Origin of the sequence: Mesorhizobium sp. IMUNJ 23033 (genome assembly GCF_044778005.1) — a bacterium.
In the GTDB taxonomy this organism is placed as follows: Bacteria; Pseudomonadota; Alphaproteobacteria; order Rhizobiales; family Rhizobiaceae; genus Mesorhizobium; species Mesorhizobium amorphae_A.
Window position 1 is genome coordinate 660,197 of sequence record NZ_JBJACT010000001.1, and the last position, 26,818, is coordinate 687,014.

The following is a 26,818-nucleotide window of genomic DNA, read 5'->3' on the forward strand; positions in this document are numbered from 1 at the left end:
CACGGAAAGGCGTTAGAAGCCGCCCAATGGACTTGAACACGATAGAGCGCGACGACATCGGCCCTGCGGCTGACAGCGCACCTGCACCCGCTGGCACGGCGAAAAAAGTCTTCGTCAAGACCTATGGCTGCCAGATGAACGTCTACGATTCGCAGCGCATGACCGATGCGCTGGCCGCCGACGGCTATGTCGCGACCGATGCCATCACCGAGGCCGATCTGGTCCTGCTCAACACCTGCCATATCAGGGAGAAGGCGGCGGAAAAGGTCTATTCCGAGCTTGGCCGCATCCGCGACATGAAGGCCGAGCGCGCCGCGGCCGGGCGCGAACTGCTGATCGGCGTCGCCGGCTGCGTGGCCCAGGCCGAAGGTGCCGAGATCATCCGTCGCTCGCCCGCCGTCGATCTGGTCATCGGCCCGCAAACCTACCACCGGCTGCCCGACGTGCTGGCAAGGGTGCGCGGCGGCGAAAAGATCGTCGAGACCGAATACGCCGTCGAGGACAAGTTCGAGCATCTGCCGCAGCCGAAGCGCGCCGAAGTGATCAAGCGCGGCGTCACCGCCTTCCTCACCGTGCAGGAGGGCTGCGACAAGTTCTGCACCTTCTGCGTCGTACCCTATACGCGCGGCTCCGAAGTCTCGCGGCCGGTGGTGCAGATCGTCGCCGAGGCCGAGCGCCTGGCCGAGGCCGGGGTGCGCGAGGTGACGCTGCTCGGCCAGAACGTCAATGCCTGGCACGGCCTGGGCGAGGACGGCAGCGAATGGGGCCTTGGCCGCCTGCTTTTCCGGCTGGCCGAAATCCCCGGGCTGGCGCGGCTGCGCTACACCACCAGCCATCCGCGCGATATGGACAACGAGCTGATATCGGCCCATCGCGACCTGCGGGCGCTGATGCCTTATCTGCACCTGCCGGTACAGTCGGGCTCCGACCGTATCCTCAAGACGATGAACCGCAGGCATACCGCAAGCGACTATCTGGCGCTGATCGAGCGTATCCGCGCTGCGCGCAACGACATTGCGCTGTCCGGCGACTTCATCGTCGGCTTCCCAGGCGAGACGGAGGCGGATTTCGAGGCGACGATGGAACTCGTGCGCCAGGTCAACTATGCCTCGGCCTTTTCGTTCAAATATTCGCCGCGTCCCGGCACGCCGGGCGCCGAAATGGCCGATCACGTGCCAGAAGCCGTCAAGGACGAACGCCTGCAGCGCCTGCAGGCCCTGCTCCTGAAGCAGCAGCAGGATTTCGGCATGAGCCTGGTCGGCAGGACCATCGACACGCTGATCGAGAAGCCCGGCCGTCAGGCCGGCCAGAAGGTCGGCCGATCGCCATGGCTGCAGCCGGTTATTGTTGATGAAAAGGCCGGCGAAATCGGTGACATTATCCAGGTGCGAATCACAAGGACGGGCTACAATAGCCTGTTCGCCGAATTGGCCTGACGGCCTCGGCAGATGAGGAGAGACGGTTGAGCGCTGCTGAACTGAAGAATCTGCCCCCGAGCCAGGCATCCGGGGCCTCTGACATGGCGCACATCGTTCTGGCCTTCGACAACAACAAGCTTGCCAGCGCCCTATATGGCCAGTTCGACGAGAACCTGGCCAGACTCGAGCAGAAGCTCGGCGTCGATATCCGCTCGCGCGGCAACCAGCTGACCATAAAAGGCTCGGCCTCCGCCGCCGAGCAGGCGCGCCGCGCCTTGGACAATCTCTACGGCATTCTCCAGAAAGGCGTCGACATCGGCCAGTCCGATGTCGATGGCGCCGTGCGCATGGCGATCGCCGCCGACGACCAGCTGACGCTGCCGACGCTGGAGCGCAAGGGCAAGATGTCTGCCGCCCAGATATCGACGCGCAAGAAGACCATCTATGCCCGCTCGCTCAACCAGGACGCCTATATGCGGGCGCTGGAGCGGTCCGAGCTCGTCTTCGGCATCGGCCCGGCCGGCACCGGCAAGACCTATCTGGCGGTGGCGCATGCGGCGATGCTGCTCGAACGCGGCATGGTCGAACGCATCATCCTGTCGCGGCCCGCCGTCGAGGCCGGAGAGCGGCTGGGTTTCCTGCCCGGCGACATGAAGGAAAAGGTCGATCCGTATCTGCGGCCGCTCTATGACGCTCTCTACGACATGATGCCGGCCGACAAGGTCGAGCGCGCGATTGCCGCCGAAGTGATCGAGATCGCGCCACTGGCCTTCATGCGCGGCCGCACGCTGGCACATGCCGCCGTCATCCTCGACGAGGCGCAGAACACCACGCCGATGCAGATGAAGATGTTCCTCACCCGTCTCGGTGAGAACTCGCGCATGATCGTCACCGGTGATCCGACGCAGATCGACCTTCCCTCGAACACCAAATCGGGCCTGGTCGAAGCACTGCGCATCCTCGATGGCGTCGCGGGCGCGGTGACCGTTCGCTTCGGCGACGGCGACGTGGTTCGCCATCCGCTGGTGGCGGAAATCGTCAGGGCCTATGACCGCGACGCCAAGCTGGCGCGCGGCCTGGGCACCGAGAGCTGATGTGACGATGCGGGCTCATGCCTGAAGACATAAAACCTGGCGGCGGGGATCTTTCGGTTTCCATCGACATCGATATTTCAATCGAGTCGGGCGACTGGCCTGATGAGGCGGCGCTGACGCGTCTGGTCGATCGCGCCGTGTCGGCCGCCTTTGCCGAAACCGGCGCCGCCGGCCGTTCCGAGCTCAGCATCGTCTTTTCCGACGACGCCCATATGCGCACCCTCAACGCCGGCTGGCGCGGCAAGGACAAGCCGACCAACGTCTTGTCTTTCCCGGCTTTTCCGTTTCCGAAAGGCGGTCCGCTGCCGCCGATGCTGGGCGACATCGTGCTGGCCGCCAAGACGGTCGCCAAGGAAGCGGGCCTGGAAGACAAGCCGCTGGAGAACCATATCACCCATCTCGTCATCCACGGCCTGCTGCACCTTCTGGGCTACGATCACGAGACCGACGCCGAGGCCGAGGAGATGGAAGCGATCGAGCGCTCAGCGCTTGCGAGGCTTGCCATTCCCGATCCCTACGCGTAACTAAAAAGATCAATTGACCGGACGACGATGAACGACAAACCAGAGACTGCCGCCCGCCCCGACGCCGGCAGTGCGACCAAGCCTTCCGAAACGACGGAAGAGGGCTCGAGTCCGAGTACAACGACCGGCAGCATCGCCAGCGAGCCATCGCCTGCCGGTCCTTCCCTGTTCGATCGCGTGCTTGGCCTGTTCAGGCAGCGCAACGGCACCAGCCTGCGTGAGGAAATTGCCGGCGCGCTTGCCGAAACGACCAGCGATGCCGGCGCCTTTTCGCCCGGCGAACGGGCAATGCTCAACAACATCCTGCGCCTGCGCGAGGTGCGCGTCGAGGACGTCATGGTGCCGCGCGCCGACATCGAGGCTGTCGAGATCACGACGACGCTGGGCGATCTTCTCGGCCTGTTCGAACAGTCCGGACATTCGCGCATGCCTGTCTATTCCGAGACGCTCGACGATCCGCGCGGCATGGTCCATATCCGCGACGTGCTTGCCCACATCACCAAGGTCGCCCGCGTAAAGAAGGGCCGAACCAGCCGGAAGGCGCCGGCCACGACGCTGCTTGATCTCGCCCAGGTCGATCTCGCGCGCACCATCGGTGATCTCAACCTGATCCGACCGGTGCTGTTCGTGCCGCCGTCAATGCTTGCCTCCGATCTGATGGGTCGGATGCAGACGACGCGCACCCAGATGGCGCTGGTCATCGACGAATATGGCGGCACCGACGGCCTCGCCTCGCTGGAAGACATCGTCGAGATGGTGGTCGGCGACATCGAGGACGAACACGACGACGACGAGCCGATGATCACCCAGACCGGCGAAGGCGTCTTCATCGTCGACGGCAAGGCCGAGATCGACGAGGTCGCCAAGATGATCGGCGAGGATTTCGCCGCCGGCGAGCATGGCGAATATGTCGACACCATAGGCGGTATGATCTTCAACACCCTTGGCCGCGTGCCGGCCCGTGGCGAAGTTGTGCAGGCCATACCTGGCTTCGAGTTCCACGTGCTCGACGCCGATCCGCGCCGGGTCAAGCGCGTGCGCATCGTGCAGAGCCAGAAGGGCGAGCGTCGCCGCCGCGCCGCCCGCGCCGAACAGGCCTAAGCGCTGATCGATGTCGGTCGGCGACCCGTTTAAGCACTCGACCATAGGTTCCGGCGTATTCTACAAGGACGCGCGGGCCGCGTTGAAATGGCTCGAAAAGGCCTTCGGATTCGAGCCGAGCATGGTCGTCAGCGACACCGACGGCAGGCTGGTCCATTCCGAGATGCGCTTCGGCGACGGCTACATAATTGTCGATTCCGAATGGGCCGATCATGTCGCCAGCCCGGCTTCTGTCGGCGGCTGGAACACGCAATCAATCTATATCCGCCTCGATGCCGGCCTGGACGTGCATTGCGAGCAGGCGAGGGCAGCAGGCGCCGACATCACCCAGGAGCCTGCCGACCAGTTCTATGGCGAACGGCTTTGCCGGGCGCGCGATCCGAAGGCCATGTCTGGACATTCACCCAGACCATACGCGCCGTGCCACGCGAAGAGGCTGAGCGGCTCGGCGATCTGAAGATCGAGGGCTGGCACCGATAGCGCGGTGATTGGCCGGTCGGGGTTTCTCGGCGCAAGCCCCGTTCCGATAAATCTGATAAATCTGCGGTCGTGATTCGCGCGACTGGAAGTGTGTATGCAGCGCCTGGCCGGCCGGATAATACTGCTTTGGGGTTGGCGCCGCGCGCTGGTGGCGTTTCTCGCTGGAGCGTTGGCGGTTCTCGCCCAAGCGCCCTATGATTTCTTCGCCGTCTGCTTCGTCTCCTTCCCGCTCCTGGTCTGGCTGCTCGACGGCGCGACCGGCGAGGCCTCCGACGGGTGGCTGAGGCGGCTCAGGCCCGCCTTCGCCATCGGCTGGTGGTTCGGCTTCGGCTATTTTCTTGCCGGCCTGTGGTGGATCGGCGAGGCGCTTCTGATCGAGGCCGACAGTTTCGCCTGGGCTCTGCCCTTCGCGGTGGTCGGAATCCCCTTTGCAATGGCCTTCTTCTACGGCTTCGCCACGGTCGTCGCGCGACTCCTGTGGAGCAACGATATCGGCCGCATTGCGGCACTCGCCTTCGGTTTCGGCCTGGCGGAATGGCTGCGCGATTTCCTGTTCACCGGCTTTCCCTGGAATGCCGTCGGCTACGCGGCAATGCCAGTGCCGCTCTTGATGCAGAGCGTGTCGGTGACCGGCATGATCGGCATGAACGCGCTGGCGGTCTTCGTCTTTTCGCTGCCCGCGCTCGTTGCGGGGCGCCGGCACCTTCGCCTGGGCTTTGGGTTGCTTATCCTGCTTATCGCCGCCCATGTCGGCTTCGGCTATGTCAGGCTTGCCATGCCGGTCGAACCGGCAACCCGCTCGATCGATGTCCGCATCGTTCAGCCGGACGTCGATCTCAGCGAAAAGTGGGACGCTTCGGTGCGCGACCGCATCTTCGCCACACTGCTCGGCCTGTCGGCGAAGGAACCGGAATCCGGCCATGCCAAGCCGCAACTGATTCTGTGGCCGGAGACATCGGTGCCTTTCCTGTTCACCGAACGCCCGGACGCGCTGACCGCGCTTGGCGATATGCTGGGCGAAGGCCAGATGCTGGTCGCCGGCGTCGTTCGCGAGGAGGGCGGCTCGGCGGCCGGCGCCGACAGCCGCTATTACAATTCCGTGGTGGCGATCAACGACAAGGGCGAAATCACGGACGCCGTCGATAAGGTCCACCTGGTGCCGTTCGGCGAGTATCTGCCTTTCGCCGGCCTGCTCGGCCGCTTCGGCATCGAACAGCTCGTCGCCGGGCCGATGAATTTCGCGGCCGGCAACGAACGGCATCCGATCACGCTGCCGGACGGTGTGCGGGCGCTCCCGTTCATTTGCTACGAAGTTATCTTTCCCGATCTGGTTGCAGTTGACGCTACGTCATCCGAGCTTATTGTGAATGTCACGAACGACGCTTGGTTCGGGGATACACCGGGTCCGTACCAGCACTTCAGGCAGGCTCAGATCCGGGCCGTGGAGAATGGTTTGCCTTTGTTGCGCGCGGCTAACAATGGCATTTCCGCCGTTGTCGACCCGCGCGGACGCATCGTCGACGCGCTCGCCGTCGACGCGCGTGGAGCCATTGATGTGCGGGTGCCGATATCTGGGCGCGCTCTCATTTCCGCCGCCCAGCGGCGAATTAACGGATTGCTGATCATATTCCTGTTCGCCCTGGGAGGGTTCACATCGAATGTAAGGCAACGGCTACGGGTGAATTGACAGCCGACACATTAGAAACTCATACTGTAAGTGCCTAAAATTTTCTCGAAGTCGGTTGGTGGTTCTGTTGGGGCAGTTGGCTCCGGCTTCGTTTGGGCAGGAAAAAATAGAAAAAGCCGGAAAAATTCGGCGAGGAGAAAATGACAGAAGAAAACAAGAAAAAGCCGAACCCGATCGACATCCATGTCGGAAGTCGCATCAGGCTCCGGCGCAATATGCTTGGAATGAGCCAGGAGAAGCTGGGTGAGAATCTCGGCATCACGTTTCAACAGATCCAAAAGTATGAAAAGGGCACGAACAGAGTGGGCGCCAGCCGTTTGCAGGCGATAGCCTCCATCCTTAGCGTGCCCGTTGCCTTCTTTTTCGAGGATGCCCCGGGTCAGGAGGCCGTGGGCAATCGTGGATTTGCCGAAGATGCGTCGATGGCTTTCGCCGTCGAGTTCTGCGGCAGTCCGGAGGGGCTTCAACTCAACCGCGCCTTCGTCAAGATTGGCGACGTGAAGGTGCGCCGCAGGATCATAGATCTGGTGAAATCCCTTTCCACCGATGACGCCGACTGATCCAGGGGCTTGTGCCACCGGCGGCGCCCTGCCGTCGCTGGCACAAGCCAACTGTGCTGACATTTCATGCCAGAACTGCGGCAGCGCTTGACGAGCGGCGCCCGGCACCGCTAACACGTGGCGCGCCAAAATCGGCAGCCTGCCGATTTTTTTCAAGAGGGGACACCCGTGACGCGGCAGAATTACTTCTTCACCTCGGAATCCGTTGCCGAGGGCCATCCCGACAAAGTTTGCGACCGTATCTCCGACGAAATCGTCGATCTGGTCTATCGCGAGGCCAAGAAGACCGGCATGGACCCCTGGAAGGTCCGTGTCGCATGCGAGACTCTGGCTACAACGAATCGCGTCATCATCGCCGGTGAGGTCAGGGTTCCCGAGACGCTGCTGAAAAAGGACAAGGCCGGCAACATCCTGATGGATGCCGCCGGTCATCCGGTCGTCAATCCGGCCAAGTTCAAATCGGTAGCCCGCAAGGCAATCCGCGAGATCGGCTACGAGCAGGCCGGCTTCCACTGGAAGACGGCGAAGATCGAGGTCCTGCTGCACGGCCAGTCGCCCGACATCGGCCAGGGCGTCGACAACGCCGCCGACCGGCAGGGTGAGGAAGGTGCCGGCGACCAGGGCATCATGTTCGGCTATGCTTGCCGCGAGACGCCGGACCTGATGCCGGCGCCGATCTACTACAGCCACAAGATTCTCGAACTGCTGGCCGCCGCGCGCCATGAAGGCAGCGGCGATGCGGGCAAGCTCGGGCCGGACGCCAAGAGCCAGGTCACCGTCCGCTATGTCGACGGCAAGGCCGCCGAGGCGACGCAGATCGTGCTGTCGACCCAGCACCTCGATTCGAGCTGGGATTCGAAGAAGGTCCGCAAAGTTGTCGAACCCTATATCCGCGAGGCGCTGGGCGATCTAAGGATCGCCGACGACTGCAACTGGTACATCAATCCGACCGGCAAGTTCGTCATCGGCGGGCCGGACGGCGACGCCGGACTGACCGGCCGCAAGATCATCGTCGACACCTATGGCGGTGCCGCACCGCATGGCGGCGGCGCCTTCTCCGGCAAGGACACGACCAAGGTCGACCGCTCCGCCGCCTATGCGGCGCGCTACCTTGCCAAGAACGTTGTGGCGGCCAAGCTTGCCGACCGTTGCACCATCCAGCTGTCCTACGCCATCGGCGTCGCCCAGCCGCTGTCGGTCTATGTCGACCTGCATGGCACCGGCAAGGTCGAAGAGGCCAGGCTCGAAGACGCACTGCGCACCGTGATGGACCTGTCGCCGTCCGGCATCCGCCGTCACCTCGACCTCAACAAGCCGATCTATGCCAAGACCTCGTCCTATGGCCATTTCGGCCGTAAGGCAGGCCGCGACGGTTCCTTCTCCTGGGAGAAGACCGATCTCGCCAAGGCGCTCAAGGACGCGGTCGCCGCCTGACGGCGGCGCGGAACCCGTCCATGGATCCGAAAGGCAGGCCGAGCCGCGCGACCGAAGGGTTCTTCGGCCGCCGGCGTGGCAAGACCATTCGCCCGCAGCAGGCGGCGGCGCTGGAAAGCGGTCTCGGGACCTACGGTCTCGACCTGTCCGCCGAATCGCCTGACGAATTGCGCAAGCTGTTCAAGGCGGATGTCTCGGCGGTGCGGCTGGAAATCGGCTTCGGCGGCGGAGAGCATTTGCTGCATCGCGCCACGGAGGCCCCGGGGACCGGCTTCATTGGCGTCGAGCCGTTCGTCAACGGCATGGCCAAGCTGATGAAGGCGGTGAATGAAAAGCCGCTCGCCAATCTGCGCGTCCATGACGATGACGCCACGCGCCTGCTCGATTGGCTGCCGCAAGCCTCGCTCGACGGCATCGATCTTCTCTATCCCGACCCCTGGCCGAAGAAGAAGCACTGGAAGCGACGTTTCGTCGGTCCGTCCAATCTCGACCGTTTTGCCAAGGTACTGAAATCAGGCGGAAAATTCCGCTTTGCTTCCGACATCGACAGCTATGTGAACTGGACGCTGCTCAATTGCCGGGCGCATGGTGCGTTCGCCTGGCAGGCGCAGGACGCGGCCGACTGGCATCGGCCCTATGAGGGCTGGCCCGGAACGCGCTACGAAGCAAAGGCCATCCGCGAGGGCCGGCGGCCGGCCTATCTTACCTTTATCAGGAAATAGCTGCGCAAACGCGCGTTTGCGTCGAGGTTCAACGCCTCCCGCGCCAGACGCCAGTGTTATTTTAGAAGCGGCCGATCCTGTCGAAGGCGGCCGGATCGATACCCAGATTGCGCAAATCCCGGTCACGGGGCTTGCGGCCCGCCTGCACAGCATACGAGGCCGCAGCCGCGCTGCCGAATGCGGTAAAGAAGCCGCCTATGGCGGAAAACATCGGGCGATTGCTCATAGTCATATCCTTTCGCGCGCCACCGCGCGCCGGTCATATTTGTGCAATGCAACATAGATAGGCACGCGATGCCGGCAAACACAGGTGGATTACCGCATAGGCACCATGCGCCAGGTGCAACGCTGGCGCCGTTGCCGCAGCTTTGGCGCCCCCAGTATGGCGGACTTGAAACGCCGGCCGGGATCGTCTATATCAGCCTCAAATTCTTGGTCGGTATGACGAAGAGTGGGTCCACCCGGTCCCGCTCTTTTTTATTACCTGCCGGTCAGCCACCAATCGAACGACAGGGACCGAATGACTGCAACGGCAAGCGAAGGCGACGACCGCATCATCCGCGAAAGCGGTATCGATGCGCGCATCGCGCTGATCGTGCAGCCGGTGCTGCGCGGGATCGGCTTTCGCCTGGTGCGGGTGCATCTGTCGGGCCAGAACGGTCTTACGCTGCAGATCATGGCCGAGCGCGAGGACGGCACCATGACCGTCGAGGATTGCGAAGAGGTCAGCCGGGCCGTATCGCCGGCGCTCGATGTCGATGATCCGATCGAAAAGGCGTATCATCTGGAAGTGTCGTCGCCGGGCATCGACCGGCCGCTGGTGCGCAAATCGGATTTCGCGACATGGACCGGCCATCTGATCAAGATGGAGACCTCGGTCCTCGTCGCCGAACGCAAGCGCTTCAAGGGCAAGATCGCCGAAAGCGACGCCGATGGCGTGCTGATCGCGCGCGACAAGGCGGCCTATGGCGAGGAGCCGACGGTGCGCGTGCCCTACGATGCGATCGCCGATGCCCGGCTGGTGCTGACCGACGATCTCATCCGCGATGCCCTGTCGAAGGACAACAGGGCGCGTAAGGAAGCAAAAAAGCGCCGTGGCGAACCGGAAGACGCACCCGAGGGTGCGGACGCCGAAGACGGAACCGAACAGGACAATTGATTGAGCTGCCGGGCGAGAGGTCCGGCAACAAGCTCGGGAGAAAGACAATGGTTGTAAGCGCCAACAGACTTGAACTGCTGCAGATCGCCGACGCGGTCGCGCGTGAAAAGTCGATCGACAAGTCGATCGTCATCGCCGCCATGGCCGACGCCATCCAGAAGGCGGCGCGCTCGCGTTATGGCCAGGAGACAAACATCCGCGCCGACATCAACGCCAACACCGGCGAGATGAAGCTGCAGCGGCTGATGGAAGTGGTCGAGAAGGTCGACGATTACGCCACGCAGATCGCCATCTCCTCGGCGCGCGAGCGCAATCCCGACGCCCAGCTCGGCGATTTCATCGCCGAACAGCTGCCGCCGATGGATTTCGGCCGCATCGCCGCCCAGTCGGCCAAGCAGGTCATCGTCCAGAAGGTGCGCGAAGCCGAGCGCGACCGCCAGTATGACGAATACAAGGACCGCATCGGTGAGATCGTCAACGGCACCGTCAAGCGCGTCGAATACGGCAACGTCATCGTCGATCTCGGCCGTGGCGAGGCGATCATCCGCCGCGACGAGCTGATCCCGCGCGAGAACTACAAATATGGCGACCGCGTTCGCGCCTATGTCTACGACGTGCGCCGCGAGCAGCGCGGCCCGCAGATCTTCCTGTCGCGCACCCATCCGCAGTTCATGGCCAAGCTCTTCACCATGGAAGTGCCGGAAATCTACGACGGCATCATCGAGATCAAGTCGGTCGCCCGCGATCCGGGCTCGCGCGCCAAGATCGCCGTCATCTCGCGCGACTCGTCCATCGATCCGGTCGGCGCCTGCGTCGGCATGCGCGGCAGCCGCGTCCAGGCGGTGGTCGGCGAGTTGCAGGGCGAGAAGATCGACATCATTCCGTGGTCGCCCTCGGCCGCTTCCTTCATCGTCAACGCACTGCAGCCGGCCGAAGTCGCCAAGGTGGTGCTCGACGAGGATGCCGAGCGCATCGAGGTCGTGGTTCCGGACGACCAGCTGTCGCTGGCCATCGGCCGCCGCGGCCAGAACGTCCGTCTCGCTTCGCAGCTCACCGGCTGGGACATCGACATCCTGACCGAGCAGGAAGAGAGCGAGCGCCGCCAGAAGGAATTCGTCGAGCGTTCGGCGCTGTTCATGGAAGCCCTCGACGTCGACGAGATGGTCGGCCAGGTGCTTGCTTCCGAAGGTTTTACCAGCGTCGAGGAAGTGGCTTACGTCGATTCCGGCGAGATCGCCTCCATCGACGGCTTCGACGAGGACACCGCCTCGGAAATCCAGACCCGCGCCCGCGAGTATTTGGAGAAGATCGAGGCCGAGCACGACGACAAGCGCAAGGCGCTCGGCGTTGCCGACGAACTGCGCGAAATCCCGGGCATCACCACCGCCATGATGGTGACGCTCGGCGAGGACGGCGTGAAGACGATCGAGGATTTCGCCGGCTATGCCGCCGACGACCTGACCGGCTGGAAGGAACGCAAGGACGGCGAGACCAAGGTCTATCCAGGCGTGCTCGCCAATCACGGCGTTTCGCGCGCCGATGCCGAGCAGATGGTTCTGGCTGCCCGCCTCAAGGCCGGCTGGATCACCGAGGACAAGCTTGCCGCGCAGGAAGCGCCGGCTGACGAAACCGTCGGTGCGTGAGGTGAAACCGCATCGCACAGAACCCGCCCTTGGACGAGATGAACGATCGCACCTGCATCGTCACCCGCAGGCAGGCCGAACCGGATGAGCTGATCCGGTTCGTCGTCGGCCCGGATTCGGCCGTCGTTCCGGACATCAAGAGAAATCTACCCGGCCGCGGTTGCTGGGTCAGCGCCGAGCGCCTACATGTCGACAAGGCAGCGGCGAAGAACCTGTTTGCCCGCGCCTTCAAGGCGCAGGTGACCGTTCCCGCCGATCTCGGCGGCATGGTCGACGGGCTGCTTTCCAGATCCGCTCTGGGAATGCTCGGCCTTGCCCGCAAGGCAGGCGCAATCGCGCTCGGAGCCACCAAGGTGGAGAGCGCCGTGCGCTCAGGGCTGGCGCTTTTCGTGCTCCACGCGACTGAAGCGTCCGACGATGGCGTGCGCAAGATCAGCCAGGCGCGGCGGGCAACCGTACATCTCGGCGGCCCCGCCATCCTTGCCTACAAACTTTTCCCCGAGGCCGAGTTGAGCTTGGCATTGGGGGGTACAAATGTGATACATGCTGCCGTTCTCGCGCAAGACGCGGGCAGGGCGGTCCAGAGGCGCATGGTTGCGCTCGACCGGTATCGGGGCGGTTCCCCGGACGATCTGGCAATGCTTGCGGCCGTTGCTGACGAAGATGATGCCGCAGAGGATATGGAATGAGCGATACGAAATCGGGCGACGACAAGACGTTGAGCGTTACGCCGAAGAAGACCTTGACGCTGAAGCGGCCCGGCATGGAGCAGAGCACCGTGCGCCAGAACTTCTCGCACGGCCGCACCAAGGCGGTCGTCGTCGAGACCAAGAAGCGCAAGTTCTCGCTGCCCGGCGACAAGCCGGAGCCGGCCGCCGCTCCCGTGTCCGTCTTCACGCCGAAGCCCACTGTTGCGGCCGCGCCCGTCGTGCAGGAAGCGCCCAAGGCGCCGCCGCCTCCGCCGCCGGTCGAGCGCAGCGGCATGGTGCTGAACGAATTGTCGCGTGGCGAGATGGAAGCCCGCCGCAGGGCTCTCGAAGGCTCCAAGGTCCGTGAGGTCGAAGACCGCCAGCGTGCCCAGGAAGAGGCCAAGCGCCGCGCCGAGGATGAAGAGCGCCGCAAGCGCGAGCGCGAGGAATCAGCGCGCCGCCAGGCCGAGGAAGAAGCGCGGCTGCAGACGGAGGCCGAATCCCGGCGCCGCGCCGAAGAAGAGGCACGCCGTCGCGCCCCGCTAGCCGCCGAACTGGCGACAGTCGACGACGATGAGGACGTCAAGCCGAAGCGCACTGGCGCCGGCGCCCCCGTGCGCCGTCCGGTCACGCCCGAAGTGGCGCGTCCGGCCAAGCCCACCAAGGGCGAGGAAGACCGCCGCCGCGGCAAGCTGACCCTCAACACGGCGCTTTCCGACGAGGATGCGCGCGCCCGCTCGCTGTCGTCGATGCGTCGCCGCCAGGAAAAATTCAAGCGCGCGATGCACAATGAGCCGCGCGAGAAGGTTATGCGCGAAGTGATCTTGCCCGAAACCATCACCATCCAGGAACTGGCGCAGCGCATGTCCGAGCGCGCGGTCGATGTGGTCAAGTTCTTCATGAAGCAGGGCCAGATCATGAAGCCGGGCGACGTCATCGACGCCGACACGGCCGAACTGGTCGCCACCGAATTCGGCCATACGGTTCGCCGCGTCGCCGAGTCCGACATCGAGGAAGGCCTGTTCAACATCGCCGACAATGCCGAGGACCTGGTGTCGCGTCCGCCGGTGGTGACGATCATGGGCCATGTCGACCACGGCAAGACCTCGCTGCTCGATGCCATCCGCAACGCCAACGTCGTCTCCGGCGAGGCCGGCGGCATCACTCAGCATATCGGCGCCTACCAGGTCGAGAAGAACGGTCAGAAGATCACCTTCATCGACACGCCCGGCCACGCCGCCTTCACGGCGATGCGCGCCCGTGGCGCCCAGGCGACCGACATCGCCGTGCTGGTGGTGGCGGCCGACGACAGTGTCATGCCGCAGACGATCGAATCGATCAGCCATGCCAAGGCGGCCGGTGTCCCGATCATCGTGGCGATCAACAAGATCGACAAGCATGATGCCGACCCGCAAAAGGTGCGTTCGGAACTGCTGCGCCACGAGGTCTTCGTCGAATCCATGGGCGGCGAGGTGCTGGACGTCGAAGTGTCGGCCACCAAGGGCACCAATCTCGACAAGCTGCTCGAAGCGATCCTGCTGCAGGCCGAAATCCTCGACCTGAAGGCCAATCCGGACCGCACCGCCGAAGGCGTCGTCATCGAAGCCCAGCTCGACAAGGGCCGCGGTCCCGTCGCCACGGTGTTGGTGCAGACCGGCACGCTGATGCCGGGTGACATCCTGGTTGCCGGCAACGAATGGGGCCGGGTGCGCGCGCTGGTCAACGACCGTGGCGAGCATGTCAAGGAAGCACCGCCGGCGATGCCGGTCGAGGTGCTTGGCCTCCAGGGCACGCCGCAGGCCGGCGACCGCTTCGCGGTGGTAAACAACGAGGCGCGCGCTCGCGAGATCACCGAGTATCGCCAGCGCCTGGCGCGCGAGAAGGCGGTGGCCAAGCATGCCGGCCAGCGCGGCTCGCTCGAACAGATGATGTCGCAACTGCAGACGAGCGGGCTGAAGGAATTCCCGCTGGTCATCAAGGGCGACGTGCAGGGTTCGATCGAAGCGATCAACGCCGCGCTCGACAAGCTCGGCACCGACGAGGTGCGCGCACGCATCGTCCATGCCGGCGCCGGCGCCATCACCGAAAGCGACGTGTCGCTGGCGGAAACCTCGGGTGCCGCGATCATCGGCTTCAACGTCCGCGCCAATGTGCAGGCGCGCGCCGCGGCCGCTGCGGCAGGCATCGAGATCCGCTACTACTCGATCATCTACAATCTCGTGGATGACGTGAAGGCGGCGCTCTCCGGCCTGCTCTCACCCGAGCGTCGCGAGACCTTCATCGGCAATGCCGAGATCCTCGAGATCTTCGACATCACCAAGGTGGGCAAGATCGCTGGCTGCCGTGTCACCGAAGGCAAGGTCGAGCGTGGTGCGGGTGTGCGCCTGATCCGCGACAACGTCGTCATCCACGAAGGCACGCTGAAGACCCTGAAGCGCTTCAAGGACGAGGTTTCGGAAGTGCCGGGCGGCCAGGAGTGTGGCATGGCCTTCCAGAACTACGAGGACATGCGCGTCGGCGACGTCATCGAGTGCTTCCGTGTCGAGATGGTGACCCGGACGCTTTGAGTTCGTATACTGTCGATACGACCGGGCGGTGGTCGAAAGGCCGCCGCCCAAGCCGTATTGAGAAAGCCTTATTGAGACATGCGGTGCGGTCCCATCCCGCGCTTCACGATTTCAGGATTGAGAAAAATGCCCCGTTCAACCACATCAGGTCCATCCCAGCGCATGCTGCGCGTCGGCGAGCAGGTGCGCCATGCCCTGTCCGAAACCTTGCAGCGCGGCGAGATCATCGATCCGCTGATCGAAAATGCCGTGGTCTCGGTGTCGGAAGTGCGCATGTCGCCCGATCTGAAGATCGCCACCGCCTTCGTCTCGCCGCTCGGCGTCAAAAACACCGACGCGGTGGTCGAGGCGCTCAACAAACATGCGAAATTCGTTCGTGGCCGTGTCTCGGGCGCGCTGCGGCAGATGAAGTACATGCCGGAATTCCGCTTCCGGCTCGATACGTCTTTCGACAATTTCGCCAGGATCAACGACCTCTTGAAATCGCCCGAAGTGGCGCGCGATCTCGACAACGACAAGGACGAGAAATAATGGGGCGCCGCGGCAAGAAGAAGGGCCGGCCGGTCTCCGGCTGGCTGGTGCTGGACAAGCCGGTCGGCATGGGTTCGACCGAAGCCGTCTCCAAGATCAAGTGGCTGTTCCAGGCCGAAAAGGCCGGCCATGCCGGCACGCTCGATCCGCTCGCCTCCGGCATGCTGCCGATCGCGCTCGGCGAAGCCACCAAGACCGTGCCTTATGTCCAGGACGGCGCCAAGATCTATCGCTTCACCGTCGCCTGGGGTGACGAACGCTCGACCGACGACCTCGAAGGCCCGGTGACCAACAGTTCGGACAAGCGTCCCGCCGAGACCGAAGTAAGAGCGCTGCTGCCGAAATACACCGGTGTCATCATGCAGATACCGCCACAGTTCTCGGCCATCAAGATCGCGGGCGAGCGGGCATACGATCTCGCCCGCGACGGCGAGACGGTCGATATACCCGCGCGGGAGATCGAGATCGGACGTTTGGACGTCATCGAGCACAGTGGCGAGCGAACCATTTTCGAAGTCGAATGCGGCAAGGGCACCTATGTCCGGTCGCTGGCCCGCGACATGGGCCGCGACCTCGGCTGTTTCGGCCATATCGCCGAATTGCGCCGGGTCGAGGTCGAGCCGTTCACGCAGGAGGACTTCATCACCATCGCCGAGCTTGAGGCAGCGCGTTTCGGCGAACAGGGCGATGAGGGTTCGGATACGACCGATGATGCATCCGACGCTGTCGATCTGCCGGTCGACTTCACGGCCATCGATGCGCTGCTGGTCGACACGTCAGCCGCGCTCGATTGCCTGCCGCAGGTCGCCATCAGCGACGATGCGGCGGTGAAAATCCGGCTCGGCAATCCGGTCATCATTCGCGGCCGCGACGCGCCTGTGGAGGCCGAGGAAGCCTGCGCCACGGCGCGCGGCAGGCTGGTTGCCATCGGCGCCATCGAACAGGGCATGTTCAAGCCCAAGCGGGTCTTTGCCGGGTGACGGCACTCAGCTAGTTTCGGCTCGACATTACGCTTGAGGGGGCACATGGCAAAAGCTGAGACGGTCAGGAAGCGGGCGCCGCTGAAAACAAGGCGGCCGCCGGTCGGCGCCTCGCCGGGAACGCTGATCGCCGATCCGTCGGCGCGGCGCAGCGAACTCAGGCTGACCCTTATGTCGCCGGAGAAATTCGAGACCATCGAAAATGCCAGCATCGACGACCTCAACACGCATTGCGACCGCTGGCCAGTCATCTGGCTGGATTGCACCGGCCTTGCCAACATCCCGCTGATCGAGGAGATCGGCCGCATTTTCAGCCTGCATCCGCTGGCACTGGAGGACGTCGTCAACACCGGCCAGCGGCCGAAGGTGGATTTCTTTGAGGATCACGCCTTCGTTGTCGTGCGCATGATCGACGACGTCACGGCGCATCGCTACGAACAGATCGCCGTCTTCTTCGGCAAGAATTTCGTCATCACCTTCCAGGAGCGCGAGGGCGACCCGTTCAATCCCGTGCGCAAGCGCATCGAAAGCTCGATGCCCAACCGGCTGCGCTCGCGTGGCGCCGATTATCTCGCATATGCGTTGATCGACGCTATCGTCGACAGCTATTTCCCACCGATCGAGGCGGCCGGCGAACAGGTAGACAGCATCGAGGACCAGATGCTGAACATGCCGCACAAGCACCAGATGCGGCAGCTGCATGAGTTGCGCCGCGACGCCAATGTGCTGAAGGGCGTGCTGTGGCCGATGCGCGACGCGCTGGCGACGATGATCCGCAACGACGTGCCCTATGTGAAGGCGGAAACCAAGATCTTCCTCAACGACACGCTCGACCATTCGCTGCGGCTCATCGAACTGGTCGAGACCCAGCGCGACATGCTGACCGGCCTGATCGAGATGCATCTGTCGCTGAGCCAGGCGCGCACCAACGACGTCATCTCCTATCTCACTATCGTCTCGGTGATCTTCATGCCGCTCACCTTCCTGGTCGGCGTCTGGGGCATGAATTTCGACCCTGACAGCTCGCCGTGGAACATGCCGGAGCTGAAGTCCCAGTACGGCTATCCAGCTTCACTGTTGTTCATGGCGCTTGTTGCTGTCGGGCTTGTCGCCTTCTTCAAATGGAAGAAGTGGCTTTAAAGCCATTTCGGCCGCGGAATTCTTGATTTTCTTAACAAGAGCCTGCGACAAGCCGGCTTGTGAATTAGGCTGGTGTTTTTGTCGGAATTGCCCTATATGCGCCGCAGCTTCGCGCCCTGACGCGTTGCTTGCACCGGCCCCTGCTGGACGACATCCCGGCTGAGGGCGTCCCGTTTCCTCGAACAGATAAGGAAAAACACGATGTCGATTACTGCTGAGCGCAAACAGGAATTGATGGGTGAATTCGCAACCGCCAAGGGCGATACCGGGTCTCCGGAAGTCCAGGTGGCCATCCTTTCCGAGCGCATCAAGAACCTGACCGACCACTTCAAGGACCACAAGAAGGATAACCATTCCCGTCGTGGTCTGCTCGCTCTCGTCTCCCAGCGCCGCAGCCTGCTTGATTATCTCAAGCGCAAGGATGACGCGCGCTATCAGACGCTGATCGAGAAGCTCGGTCTGCGCCGTTGACGAATTGACCGGCGGGCTTTCTTCGGAGAGCCCGCCGGTCGCGCATTGGAGCATCGGGTCAATCCAGTACTCCAACGCAAGGAATGGAGCGCCGTGCATCCCCCTTTGGACGCGCAAAAGGACGCTCCGAAAAGTTTGAATTTGCGCGTGATGCTTCCCGAGATTTTCGGAGTCAGGCGCAAGGCCGGTCGGATCGATTGGCCAGACCCGGTTTCGAAAGTGCAGAGGGCCATTCGGAACCGCCCATGGACGGTCATGGGGCAGGATTGCAGGATGCTCGTGCGGCCACCGTGCCGATTGACCCGAGCTTCCCGTTGTCTTGCCCGTGGCTGCCCGAGAAAGGAAGCCAGGCAAGGGCATACGCGCACCGTGAAACGGCGCGGCCCTTTCCGCATACAAAGGACAAGATATGTTCAATCACCACAAAGTGGAAATCGAATGGGGCGGCCGTCCGCTCGTTCTGGAGACCGGCAAGATCGCGCGCCAGGCTGACGGCGCGGTGCTGGCCACCTACGGCGAAACCAAGGTTCTCGCCACCGTCGTCTCGATGAAGGAGCCGAAGCCCGGCCTCGACTTCTTCCCGCTGACCGTCAACTACCAGGAAAAGACCTATGCCGCCGGCAAGATCCCGGGCGGCTACTTCAAGCGCGAAGGCCGTCCGAGCGAGAAGGAGACGCTGGTTTCCCGCCTGATCGACCGCCCGATCCGCCCGCTCTTCGCCGATGGCTACAAGAACGACACGCAGATCGTCGTCACCGTCGTCCAGCATGATCTCGAGAACGATCCGGACATCCTGTCGATAGTGGCCACCTCGGCCGCGCTGACGCTCTCCGGCGTCCCCTTCATGGGCCCGATCGGCGGTGCCCGCGTCGGCTACATCAACGGCGAATACGTGCTCAACCCGCATGTCGACGAGATGCAGGAATCCAAGCTCGACCTAGTCGTCGCCGGCACCACTGATGCCGTGCTGATGGTCGAGTCCGAAGCCAAGGAGCTTGGCGAGGATCTGATGCTCGGCGCCGTCATGTTCGGCCACAAGGGCTTCCAGCCGGTGATCGACGCGATCATCAAGCTGGCCGAAGTCGCCGCCAAGGACCCGCGCGACTTCACTGCGCCGGACTATTCGGCGCTCGAGGGCGAGATGCTGAAGATCGTCGAAAACGAGCTTCGCGACGCCTACAAGATCACCGACAAGCAGAAGCGCTACGCTGCCGTCGACGCCGTCAAGGCGAAGGTCAAGGCCGCGTTCACGCCGGCTGAAGGCGAAGACGCCAAGTACACATCCGAGCAGATCGGCAGCGTGTTCAAGGAGCTCCAGGCCAAGGTCGTGCGCTGGAACATCCTCGACACCGGCTCGCGCATCGACGGCCGCGATTTGAAGACGGTCCGCAAGATCGTCTCGGAAGTCGGCGTCCTGCCGCGCACCCATGGGTCGGCGCTGTTCACCCGCGGCGAGACCCAGGCGCTGGTCGTCGCCACGCTCGGCACGGGCGAGGACGAGCAGTATGTCGATTCGCTGACCGGCATGTACAAGGAGAAGTTCCTCCTGCACTACAACTTCCCTCCCTATTCCGTCGGTGAAACCGGCCGCATGGGTTCGCCGGGCCGCCGCGAAATCGGCCACGGCAAGCTCGCCTGGCGCGCCATCCGCCCGATGCTGCCGACCGCTGATCAGTTCCCCTACACGCTGCGCGTCGTCTCGGAGATCACCGAGTCCAACGGCTCGTCGTCGATGGCCACCGTGTGCGGCACCTCGCTGGCGCTGATGGATGCCGGCGTTCCGCTGGCAAAGCCGGTCGCCGGCATTGCCATGGGCCTGATCAAGGAAGGCGAGCGCTTCGCGGTGCTCTCCGACATCCTTGGCGACGAGGATCACCTCGGCGACATGGACTTCAAGGTCGCCGGCACCGCCAACGGCATCACCTCGCTGCAGATGGACATCAAGATCGACGGCATCACCGAAGAGATCATGCAGATCGCGCTCGGCCAGGCCAAGGACGGTCGTTTGCATATCCTCGGCGAAATGGCTCATGCGCTGTCCGGCGCGCGTGCCGAGCTCGGCGAATTCGCGCCGCGCATCGAGGTCATGCACATCCCGACCGACAAGATCCGCGACGTCATCGGCTCCGGCGGCAAGGTCATCCGCGAGATCGTCGAAAAGACTGGCGCCAAGATCAACATCGAGGATGACGGCACGGTCAAGATCGCTTCCTCCAACGCCAAGGAGATCGAGGCGGCGAAGAAGTGGATCCACACCATCGTCGCCGAGCCGGAAGTCGGCGAGATCTACGAAGGCACGGTCGTCAAGACCGCCGACTTCGGCGCTTTCGTCAACTTCTTCGGCCCGCGTGACGGCCTCGTCCACATCTCGCAGCTGGCCAACGATCGCGTCGCCAAGACCTCCGACGTCGTCAAGGAAGGCGACAAGGTCTGGGTCAAGCTGATGGGCTTCGACGAGCGCGGCAAGGTTCGCCTGTCGATGAAGGTCGTCGACCAGGCCACCGGCAAGGAAATCGTCCGCGACAAGAAGGCCGAAGGCGAAGAAAACGCCGCCTGATCGGCCTGACGATAGAGTTGAAGCGGGCGCGGCTTAAGTCGCGCCCGTTTTCTTTTACGGGGCACCAGAATGGCCGCAGAACCGCTGAAGACGCTGTTCCATCCCTATGAGGTCGACGCCGTCGCCCTGCCGCGTAAGGACGCCCGTGTCCTTTTTCTCGGCGCCGAACCCGGTTCCCGCTTGCCTTCGGGCTTCGATGCAGGGCTTCACCTCGTGCAGGGCTTCCGGCCGCATTTCCGCGCCCTGCAGGCGTCGGGCTTCAAAGTCACGCCGCAAGCCGAAGGTGCCGGCTTCGACGCCGCACTGGTGCTTGCCGGGCGTCATCGCGGGCAAAACGAATTGCGCATTGCCGAGGCGATCGAACGTGTCGCCCCGGGCGGATCGATCATCGTCGCCGGCGGCAAGGAGGACGGTATTGCCAGCCTGCGCAAGCGCATCGACGAGCTTGTGCTGCTTGACGGCCATCTGCCGAAACATCACGGCATCGCCTTCTGGTTTGCCCGACCGGCCGACACCGGGGCCGCGTCAGTCCTTCGCGCCGCCAATCCCGACCTTGTGGTGGAAGGCCGCTTTCGCACCGTGCCCGGCATGTTCTCATTCGATAAGATTGATGCTGGTTCGAAATTGCTGGTGGACAACCTGCCCCACGATCTGCGTGGCAGCATTGCTGATTTCTGCACCGGCTGGGGCTATGTGGCAGCTGAAGTCGCGGCGCGCTCGTCCGGCATATCCAGCCTCGATCTCTTCGAGGCGGACTTCGCCTCGCTCGAGGCAGCGAAGGGCAATATCGGCAACACGGCAGCCGAGACACATTTCTTCTGGACCGACCTGCTCAGCGAGCCTGTCGAACGCCGCTATGACGCGATCGTCATGAATCCGCCCTTTCATCGCAGCCGGGCTGCCGAGCCGGAGATCGGCGCCGGCATGATCCACGCAGCGGCCAAGGCGCTGAAGCCGGGCGGCAAGCTGTTCATGGTGGCGAACCGGCAGCTTCCCTACGAACCGGTGCTGGCGAAGGCGTTTTCAAGCCATGCGGAGATCGCCCGCGACGGCATGTTCAAGGTTTTCTCGGCGCGCCGGTGACTGGCACGTTTTGGCTTAATGCACGCTGACGATGCGCGCTTCGCTCTTGACGTGGATGACCTGCGCCTCTGGCCCGATCTTGAGCGGCGCCGGCCGGCCGAACAGATAGCCTTGCACCACCTCGCAGCCGGCCGCCCTGAGCAGCGTCGCCTGGCTCTCGGTTTCGACACCTTCAGCGATGATGCCGACGCCGAGCGCCCGCGAGAGCCCGACGATTGTCGAGACGACGGCACCCGAGTTGGAGTCCGTGTCGATGCGGCTGACGAAGGAGCGGTCGATCTTCAGCTTGTCAAATGAGAAATCGATCAGGTAGCTCAGATTGGAATAGCCGGTGCCGAAATCGTCGACGGCGACCGAGATGCCCATGTCGGCGAGCTCGCGCAGGATGAGGGCGGCGCGCTCGCGGTCCTGCATCATCGCCGTCTCGGTGACTTCCAGCTCCAGCCGCGACGGCTTGATGCCGGTGCTTGCCATTGTCTCGCGCACGATGCCGACAAAATCCTTGGTCATGAACTGGACCGGCGAGATGTTGACGGCGACGAAGCAGTCCTCGGGCAGATGGCGGGCGTCGTTGCACGCCTTGCGCAGCACCCACTCGCCGATCGGATTGATCATGCCGGTTTCTTCCGCGATCGGGATGAACTCCATCGGCGGGATCATGCCGCGCTCCGGGTGCTTCCAGCGGATCAGCGCCTCGTAGCCGATGATGCGGCCGCTCGGCAGGTCGAGCTGCGGCTGGTAGTGGAGGTCGAAATCGCCCCGCTCGAATGCGGTGTGCAGCTCGCCTTCGATCCACTGCCGATGGTCGGCGACCCGACCCATGTCGGCATGGAAGACCGACCAGTTGCCCACCCCTCCGGCGCGTGCGTTCTGCAGCGCCAAATTGGAGCGGCGCAGCACCAGGACAGGATCGACGCCGTCCTTCGGCATGGCCACGATGCCGACCGACAGGCTGACCGATTGCAGATGGGTATCGAGCTGGTAGGGCTCCATCATCTCGTCGATGAGCTTCTCGATGATCCGTTCCACGGATCCCTTGAGTTCGCGATCCGGCAACAGGACCGCGAACTCGCCGGCGCCGATGCGCCCGATCACCGCGCCTTCAGGCATGCTGGTCTTCAATCGCTGGGAAAAGGCGCGGATCAGCTCGTCACCGTGGCTGTAGCCGATCGCGTCGTTGATTTGCTTGAAGCGGTCGATGTCGATGTCGATCAGAAACACTGGTTCGCCGCTGCGGATCGTCGCCGATGCCGCGTCCGCGATCTTGCCGACCATGGCTGGGCGCGTCAGCAGGCCGGTCAGCTTGTCGAAATTGGTTTCGTTGAAGACGTAGTCCACCGATTCATCGACACCGGCGAAGAACGACAGCGAGGCCCCCGCGGCGGCCAGCGCGCCAAGTGTGGCCATGACGGCGACCATCGTCGAGGCCGGCATGCCGGCAAGACCATCGCCGAAACCGAACTTCAGGCCCCAGATACCGAGGATGAAACCGCCCAAGCCCGAGCTGGCGATGGTGATCAGCCGGAACAACGGTGTGCGCTTCGGGTTGCTGACAGCAGGCATGCGGGTCCCTAAGTTACGGGACTTCTAGCGGATATCCCCTTAAAATGGGTTTCCGCCATTGCGTCCAATTTTACGGACAGGAATTATTCTTCCGATCGCAGACTATTCCCGAACGTCGCTCTGCTTCAGCTCGTCGAGCGTCGGCATGGAAACGATGTGATAGCCGGAATCGACATAGTGAATTTCGCCGGTGACGCCGGAAGACAGATCGGACAGCAGGTAAAGAGCTGAACCGCCGACCTCGCCGATGGTCACCGTGCGGCGCAGCGGCGAATTGCGCTGCTGGTAGGAAAACATGTGGCGCGCGTCCGAGATCCCGGCGCCGGCCAGCGTCCGGACTGGTCCCGCCGATATGCCGTTCACCCGAATCCCGCGCGGACCGTAGTCGTTGGCGAGATAGCGCACGCTCGCCTCCAGGCCGGCCTTGGCGACGCCCATGACATTGTAGTTGGGCATGACCCGGACCGAGCCGGCGTAGGTCAGCGTGATCATCGAGCCGCCGTCCTTCATCAGCGCGGCGGCATGCCGGGCGATCTCGGTGAAGGAATAGCAGGAGATGACCATGGTGCGGACGAAATTGTCGCGGCTGGTGTCGGCATAAAGCCCCTTCAACTCGTTCTTGTCGGAAAAGCCGATGGCATGGACGACGAAGTCGAGACCGCCCCATTCCTTGCCGAGCGCCTCGAAGGTGGCAGCGACCGAAGCGCTGTCTTCGACATCGCAGGGCACGACCAGCGACGCGCCAAGCCTGTCGGCGAGCGGCTTGACCCGGCGGCCAAAGGCGTCGCCCTGATAGGTGAAGGCGAGTTCTGCGCCGTGCTCGGACAATTTCTGGGCGATGCCCCAGGCGATCGAATGATCGTTGGCGACACCCATGACAAGCCCGCGCTTGCCCTTCATCAATCCGTCCATGGCTGGCAATCCTTATGCGGAATAGCGCTGGAAAATCAGCGTTGCGTTGGTGCCACCGAAACCGAACGAATTGGACAAAACGGTGTCGATCCTGGCGTTGTCGATGCGCTTGCGTACGATCGGCATGCCCTCGAATTCGGGATCGAGTTCTTCGATATGGGCGCTCTCGCCGATGAAGCCGCCCTGCATCATCAGGATCGAGTAGATCGATTCCTGTACGCCGGCCGCGCCCAGCGAATGGCCGGTTAGCGACTTGGTCGAGGTGATGAAAGGCATCTTGTCGCCGAACACTTCGCGGATGGCGCCCATCTCCTTGGAATCGCCGACCGGCGTCGAAGTGCCATGCGTGTTAATGTAGTCGACCGGCGAGGAAACCGTGGCCAGCGCCTGGCGCATACAGCGCACCGCGCCTTCGCCCGAGGGCGCCACCATGTCGTAGCCGTCCGAAGTTGCGCCATAGCCGACGATCTCGGCATAGATCTTGGCGCCGCGCGCCTTGGCGTGCTCGAGTTCTTCCAGCACCAGCACGCCGGCGCCGCCGGCGATGACGAAACCGTCGCGATTGACGTCATAGGCACGTGAAGCGGCCGACGCCCTGTCGTTGAACTTCGACGACATGGCGCCCATGGCATCGAACAGGTCCGACATCGTCCAGTCGAGGTCTTCGTGACCGCCGGCAAAGACCATGTCCTGCTTGCCCCACTGGATCAGCTCGTAGCCATTGCCGATGCAGTGCGCCGAGGTGGAGCAGGCGGACGAGATCGAATAGTTGACGCCGTGGATCTTGAACCAGGTGGCGAGCGTCGCCGATGCGGTCGACGACATCGCCTTTGGCACAGCGAACGGGCCGATGCGCTTGGGGCTGCCGTTCTTGAGCGTCGTTTCGGCCGCCTCGACGATGGTGCGTGTCGATGGTCCGCCCGAGCCCATGACGATGCCGGTGCGCTCATTGGTGATGTCGCTCTCGCCGAGGCCCGCATCCGCGATCGCCTGGTCCATGGCGACGTGGTTCCATGCCGCGCCCTGCGACAGGAAGCGCATGGCGCGCCGGTCGATCATGGCCGACGGGTCGAGCGACGGGGCGCCCCAGACCTGGCAGCGGAAGCCGTGTTCGGCGAATGAATCCGAGAAGCTGATGCCGGACTTGGCATCATGGAGCGAGGCCTGCACCTCATTGGCATTGTTGCCGATCGACGACACGATGCCGAGGCCTGTCACTACGACCCGTCTCATGGGCTGCTCCTTCCAAAGTGTCTGGTGGCGATCAGGCGACCGCCGACTGCTTTGACAGACCCACTTTTAGGTCCGTTGCCGCGTATATGGGTTCGCCGTCCGCCTTGAGCCAGCCATCGGCGATGCCGAGCACCAGCCGCCCGCGCATCACGCGTTTGAAATCGATACCGTACTCGACCTTCTTGACCGACGGCGTCACCATGCCTTTGAACTTGACCTCACCGGTCGACAGCGCCATCCCCTTGCCGGGCTCGCCGAGCCAGCCGAGGTAGAAGCCGGTCAGCTGCCACATCGCATCGAGGCCGAGGCAGCCTGGCATGATCGGGTTGCCGATGAAATGGCAGGCGAAAAACCATAGGTCCGGCTTGATGTCGAATTCGGCGCGAATGAAGCCCTTGTCGAACGCGCCGCCGGTTTCGCTGATCTCGGTGATGCGGTCGAACATCAGCATCGGCGGATAGGGCAGCTGCGCATTTCCCGGTCCGAACAGCTCGCCGCGGGCGCAGGCAAGCAGTTCCTCGTAATCGTAGCTGGACTTCGAACCTGCCATCAATTTCGTCCCCGTGATCGTCCTGGGCGGCAGGGCGCCCTTTGTCGTTGGTTTCCTAACACAGTCTGTTTATGGCCGGAAACCGGCGTCTGCGCTTAACCCGCCCGCCTGCCGGGGTCAATGCGCACCGGGATATCTGCGCGCATCGCGCATGTTGCTCTATTGATCGAATTCGGCCGACAGAATATATGTCAGGAGCTGTCCAGTTTCGGCCGATGCCGTTTTTTCGCCATTCTGGGCGGGTTTTTGGGGCCGAACCGCGAGTTTCGACGGATAGGATGGATCAGGGCTGCCGGAAGGATAATGTCGCTGTGGACAAGCGGGTTCGCGAAGCCGGTCTAAGGCCGACACGCCAGCGTATCGCGCTGGCCGATCTGCTTTTCGCCAAGGGCGATCGCCATCTGTCGGCCGAAGAACTGCACGAAGAGGCGATCGCCGCCGGCGTGCCGGTGTCGCTTGCCACTGTCTACAATGCCCTTCACCAGTTCACCCAGGCGGGCCTGCTGCGCATCCTGGCCGTCGAGGGCTCGAAGACCTATTTCGACACCAACACCTCCGATCACCATCATTTCTATATCGAAGGCGAAAACCGTATCTTCGATATCGCCAGCGGTCCGGTGACGGTTTCCAATCTGCCCGACCCGCCGGAGGGCATGGAGATCGCCAATGTCGACATCGTGGTGAGGCTGCGCCCGAAGCGCCGCGATTGATCCGCGCTCG

25 protein-coding genes are annotated in these 26,818 nt (G+C 63.3%); 20 read left to right on the plus strand and 5 right to left on the minus strand.

Features of this window, described 5'->3' with window-relative positions:
• Window positions 1-26 precede the first annotated feature (26 nt).
• From miaB to ACFX5Q_RS03150, 9 genes are all read left to right on the plus strand, one after another.
• Window positions 27-1,436 (plus strand): tRNA (N6-isopentenyl adenosine(37)-C2)-methylthiotransferase MiaB, encoded by a 1,410-nt coding sequence (gene miaB, locus ACFX5Q_RS03110; protein ID WP_404275263.1) that lies wholly within the window; start codon window positions 27-29, stop codon window positions 1,434-1,436.
• An 83-nt stretch (window positions 1,437-1,519) separates the two neighbouring features.
• Window positions 1,520-2,512 carry a PhoH family protein gene (locus ACFX5Q_RS03115; protein WP_404275265.1) on the plus strand — a complete coding sequence of 331 codons (993 nt, stop codon included), beginning with the start codon at window positions 1,520-1,522 and terminating at the stop codon, window positions 2,510-2,512.
• A 17-nt stretch (window positions 2,513-2,529) separates the two neighbouring features.
• Complete coding sequence (gene ybeY, locus ACFX5Q_RS03120; RefSeq protein ID WP_404275267.1) at window positions 2,530-3,036, plus strand: rRNA maturation RNase YbeY; 507 nt, start codon at window positions 2,530-2,532, stop codon at window positions 3,034-3,036.
• A 27-nt stretch (window positions 3,037-3,063) separates the two neighbouring features.
• On the plus strand, window positions 3,064-4,137 hold the full coding sequence (locus ACFX5Q_RS03125) for a hemolysin family protein (protein WP_120015045.1): 1,074 nt from the start codon (window positions 3,064-3,066) through the stop codon (window positions 4,135-4,137).
• 10 nt (window positions 4,138-4,147) lie between these two features.
• Entirely contained in the window at window positions 4,148-4,594 is a 447-nt protein-coding gene (locus ACFX5Q_RS03130; protein ID WP_404275269.1) for a VOC family protein, read from the plus strand.
• Between the two features lie 117 nt (window positions 4,595-4,711).
• Complete coding sequence (gene lnt / locus ACFX5Q_RS03135) at window positions 4,712-6,304, plus strand: apolipoprotein N-acyltransferase (protein WP_404275271.1); 1,593 nt, start codon at window positions 4,712-4,714, stop codon at window positions 6,302-6,304.
• A 140-nt stretch (window positions 6,305-6,444) separates the two neighbouring features.
• Window positions 6,445-6,864 carry a helix-turn-helix domain-containing protein gene (locus tag ACFX5Q_RS03140; protein WP_006202918.1) on the plus strand — a complete coding sequence of 140 codons (420 nt, stop codon included), beginning with the start codon at window positions 6,445-6,447 and terminating at the stop codon, window positions 6,862-6,864.
• 168 nt (window positions 6,865-7,032) lie between these two features.
• Window positions 7,033-8,298, plus strand: a complete 1,266-nt coding sequence (metK, locus tag ACFX5Q_RS03145) for a methionine adenosyltransferase (protein ID WP_006202919.1) — start codon at window positions 7,033-7,035, stop codon at window positions 8,296-8,298.
• Between the two features lie 20 nt (window positions 8,299-8,318).
• Window positions 8,319-9,020 (plus strand): tRNA (guanine(46)-N(7))-methyltransferase TrmB, encoded by a 702-nt coding sequence (locus ACFX5Q_RS03150; RefSeq protein WP_404275273.1) that lies wholly within the window; start codon window positions 8,319-8,321, stop codon window positions 9,018-9,020.
• A gap of 61 nt (window positions 9,021-9,081) precedes the next feature.
• Here the strand turns inward: ACFX5Q_RS03150 and ACFX5Q_RS03155 are convergent, their stop codons facing one another.
• Window positions 9,082-9,246, minus strand: a complete 165-nt coding sequence (locus ACFX5Q_RS03155) for a hypothetical protein (RefSeq protein ID WP_404275274.1) — start codon at window positions 9,244-9,246, stop codon at window positions 9,082-9,084.
• A 294-nt stretch (window positions 9,247-9,540) separates the two neighbouring features.
• On the opposite strand from ACFX5Q_RS03155, the gene rimP reads away from it, so the two are divergent.
• From rimP to ACFX5Q_RS03205, 10 genes are all read left to right on the plus strand, one after another.
• A complete protein-coding gene (gene rimP, locus ACFX5Q_RS03160) occupies window positions 9,541-10,179 on the plus strand; it encodes a ribosome maturation factor RimP (protein ID WP_404275276.1) in 639 nt (212 codons plus the stop codon).
• Window positions 10,180-10,226: 47 nt separating this feature from the next.
• Window positions 10,227-11,822 carry a transcription termination factor NusA gene (gene nusA / locus ACFX5Q_RS03165; RefSeq protein ID WP_404275278.1) on the plus strand — a complete coding sequence of 532 codons (1,596 nt, stop codon included), beginning with the start codon at window positions 10,227-10,229 and terminating at the stop codon, window positions 11,820-11,822.
• 38 nt (window positions 11,823-11,860) lie between these two features.
• Window positions 11,861-12,511 (plus strand): RNA-binding protein, encoded by a 651-nt coding sequence (locus tag ACFX5Q_RS03170; RefSeq protein WP_192179214.1) that lies wholly within the window; start codon window positions 11,861-11,863, stop codon window positions 12,509-12,511.
• Complete coding sequence (infB, locus tag ACFX5Q_RS03175) at window positions 12,508-15,078, plus strand: translation initiation factor IF-2 (RefSeq protein ID WP_006202925.1); 2,571 nt, start codon at window positions 12,508-12,510, stop codon at window positions 15,076-15,078. Before ACFX5Q_RS03170 ends, infB begins: the two co-directional genes overlap by 4 nt.
• Window positions 15,079-15,204: 126 nt before the next feature.
• Entirely contained in the window at window positions 15,205-15,609 is a 405-nt protein-coding gene (gene rbfA, locus ACFX5Q_RS03180) for a 30S ribosome-binding factor RbfA (protein WP_404275281.1), read from the plus strand.
• Window positions 15,609-16,589: a tRNA pseudouridine(55) synthase TruB gene (gene truB, locus ACFX5Q_RS03185; RefSeq protein ID WP_404275283.1), complete on the plus strand. Its 981-nt coding sequence runs from the start codon at window positions 15,609-15,611 to the stop codon at window positions 16,587-16,589. Before rbfA ends, truB begins: the two co-directional genes overlap by 1 nt.
• A 45-nt stretch (window positions 16,590-16,634) precedes the next feature.
• Entirely contained in the window at window positions 16,635-17,729 is a 1,095-nt protein-coding gene (gene corA / locus ACFX5Q_RS03190; RefSeq protein WP_404275285.1) for a magnesium/cobalt transporter CorA, read from the plus strand.
• 201 nt (window positions 17,730-17,930) lie between these two features.
• Entirely contained in the window at window positions 17,931-18,200 is a 270-nt protein-coding gene (rpsO, locus tag ACFX5Q_RS03195) for a 30S ribosomal protein S15 (RefSeq protein ID WP_006202929.1), read from the plus strand.
• A 409-nt stretch (window positions 18,201-18,609) separates the two neighbouring features.
• Window positions 18,610-20,757: a polyribonucleotide nucleotidyltransferase gene (gene pnp / locus ACFX5Q_RS03200; protein ID WP_006202930.1), complete on the plus strand. Its 2,148-nt coding sequence runs from the start codon at window positions 18,610-18,612 to the stop codon at window positions 20,755-20,757.
• A 69-nt stretch (window positions 20,758-20,826) separates the two neighbouring features.
• Window positions 20,827-21,840, plus strand: coding sequence for a class I SAM-dependent methyltransferase (locus ACFX5Q_RS03205; protein ID WP_404275291.1), 1,014 nt, complete (start codon window positions 20,827-20,829; stop codon window positions 21,838-21,840).
• Window positions 21,841-21,855: 15 nt separating this feature from the next.
• Here ACFX5Q_RS03205 and ACFX5Q_RS03210 read toward each other — a convergent pair whose 3' ends face one another.
• The 4 genes from ACFX5Q_RS03210 to fabA form a co-directional block, all read right to left on the minus strand.
• Window positions 21,856-23,403: a putative bifunctional diguanylate cyclase/phosphodiesterase gene (locus ACFX5Q_RS03210; protein ID WP_404275293.1), complete on the minus strand. Its 1,548-nt coding sequence runs from the start codon at window positions 23,401-23,403 to the stop codon at window positions 21,856-21,858.
• A 102-nt stretch (window positions 23,404-23,505) separates the two neighbouring features.
• Entirely contained in the window at window positions 23,506-24,315 is an 810-nt protein-coding gene (fabI, locus tag ACFX5Q_RS03215; protein WP_404275294.1) for an enoyl-ACP reductase FabI, read from the minus strand.
• 12 nt (window positions 24,316-24,327) lie between these two features.
• Window positions 24,328-25,548, minus strand: a complete 1,221-nt coding sequence (gene fabB, locus ACFX5Q_RS03220; RefSeq protein WP_404275295.1) for a beta-ketoacyl-ACP synthase I — start codon at window positions 25,546-25,548, stop codon at window positions 24,328-24,330.
• Window positions 25,549-25,579: 31 nt separating this feature from the next.
• Window positions 25,580-26,098, minus strand: coding sequence for a 3-hydroxyacyl-[acyl-carrier-protein] dehydratase FabA (gene fabA / locus ACFX5Q_RS03225; protein WP_006202935.1), 519 nt, complete (start codon window positions 26,096-26,098; stop codon window positions 25,580-25,582).
• Between the two features lie 278 nt (window positions 26,099-26,376).
• Here fabA and irrA point away from each other — a divergent pair, with 278 nt between their 5' ends.
• Complete coding sequence (gene irrA, locus ACFX5Q_RS03230; RefSeq protein WP_040582976.1) at window positions 26,377-26,808, plus strand: iron response transcriptional regulator IrrA; 432 nt, start codon at window positions 26,377-26,379, stop codon at window positions 26,806-26,808.
• The last annotated feature ends 10 nt before the right edge of the window (window positions 26,809-26,818 follow it).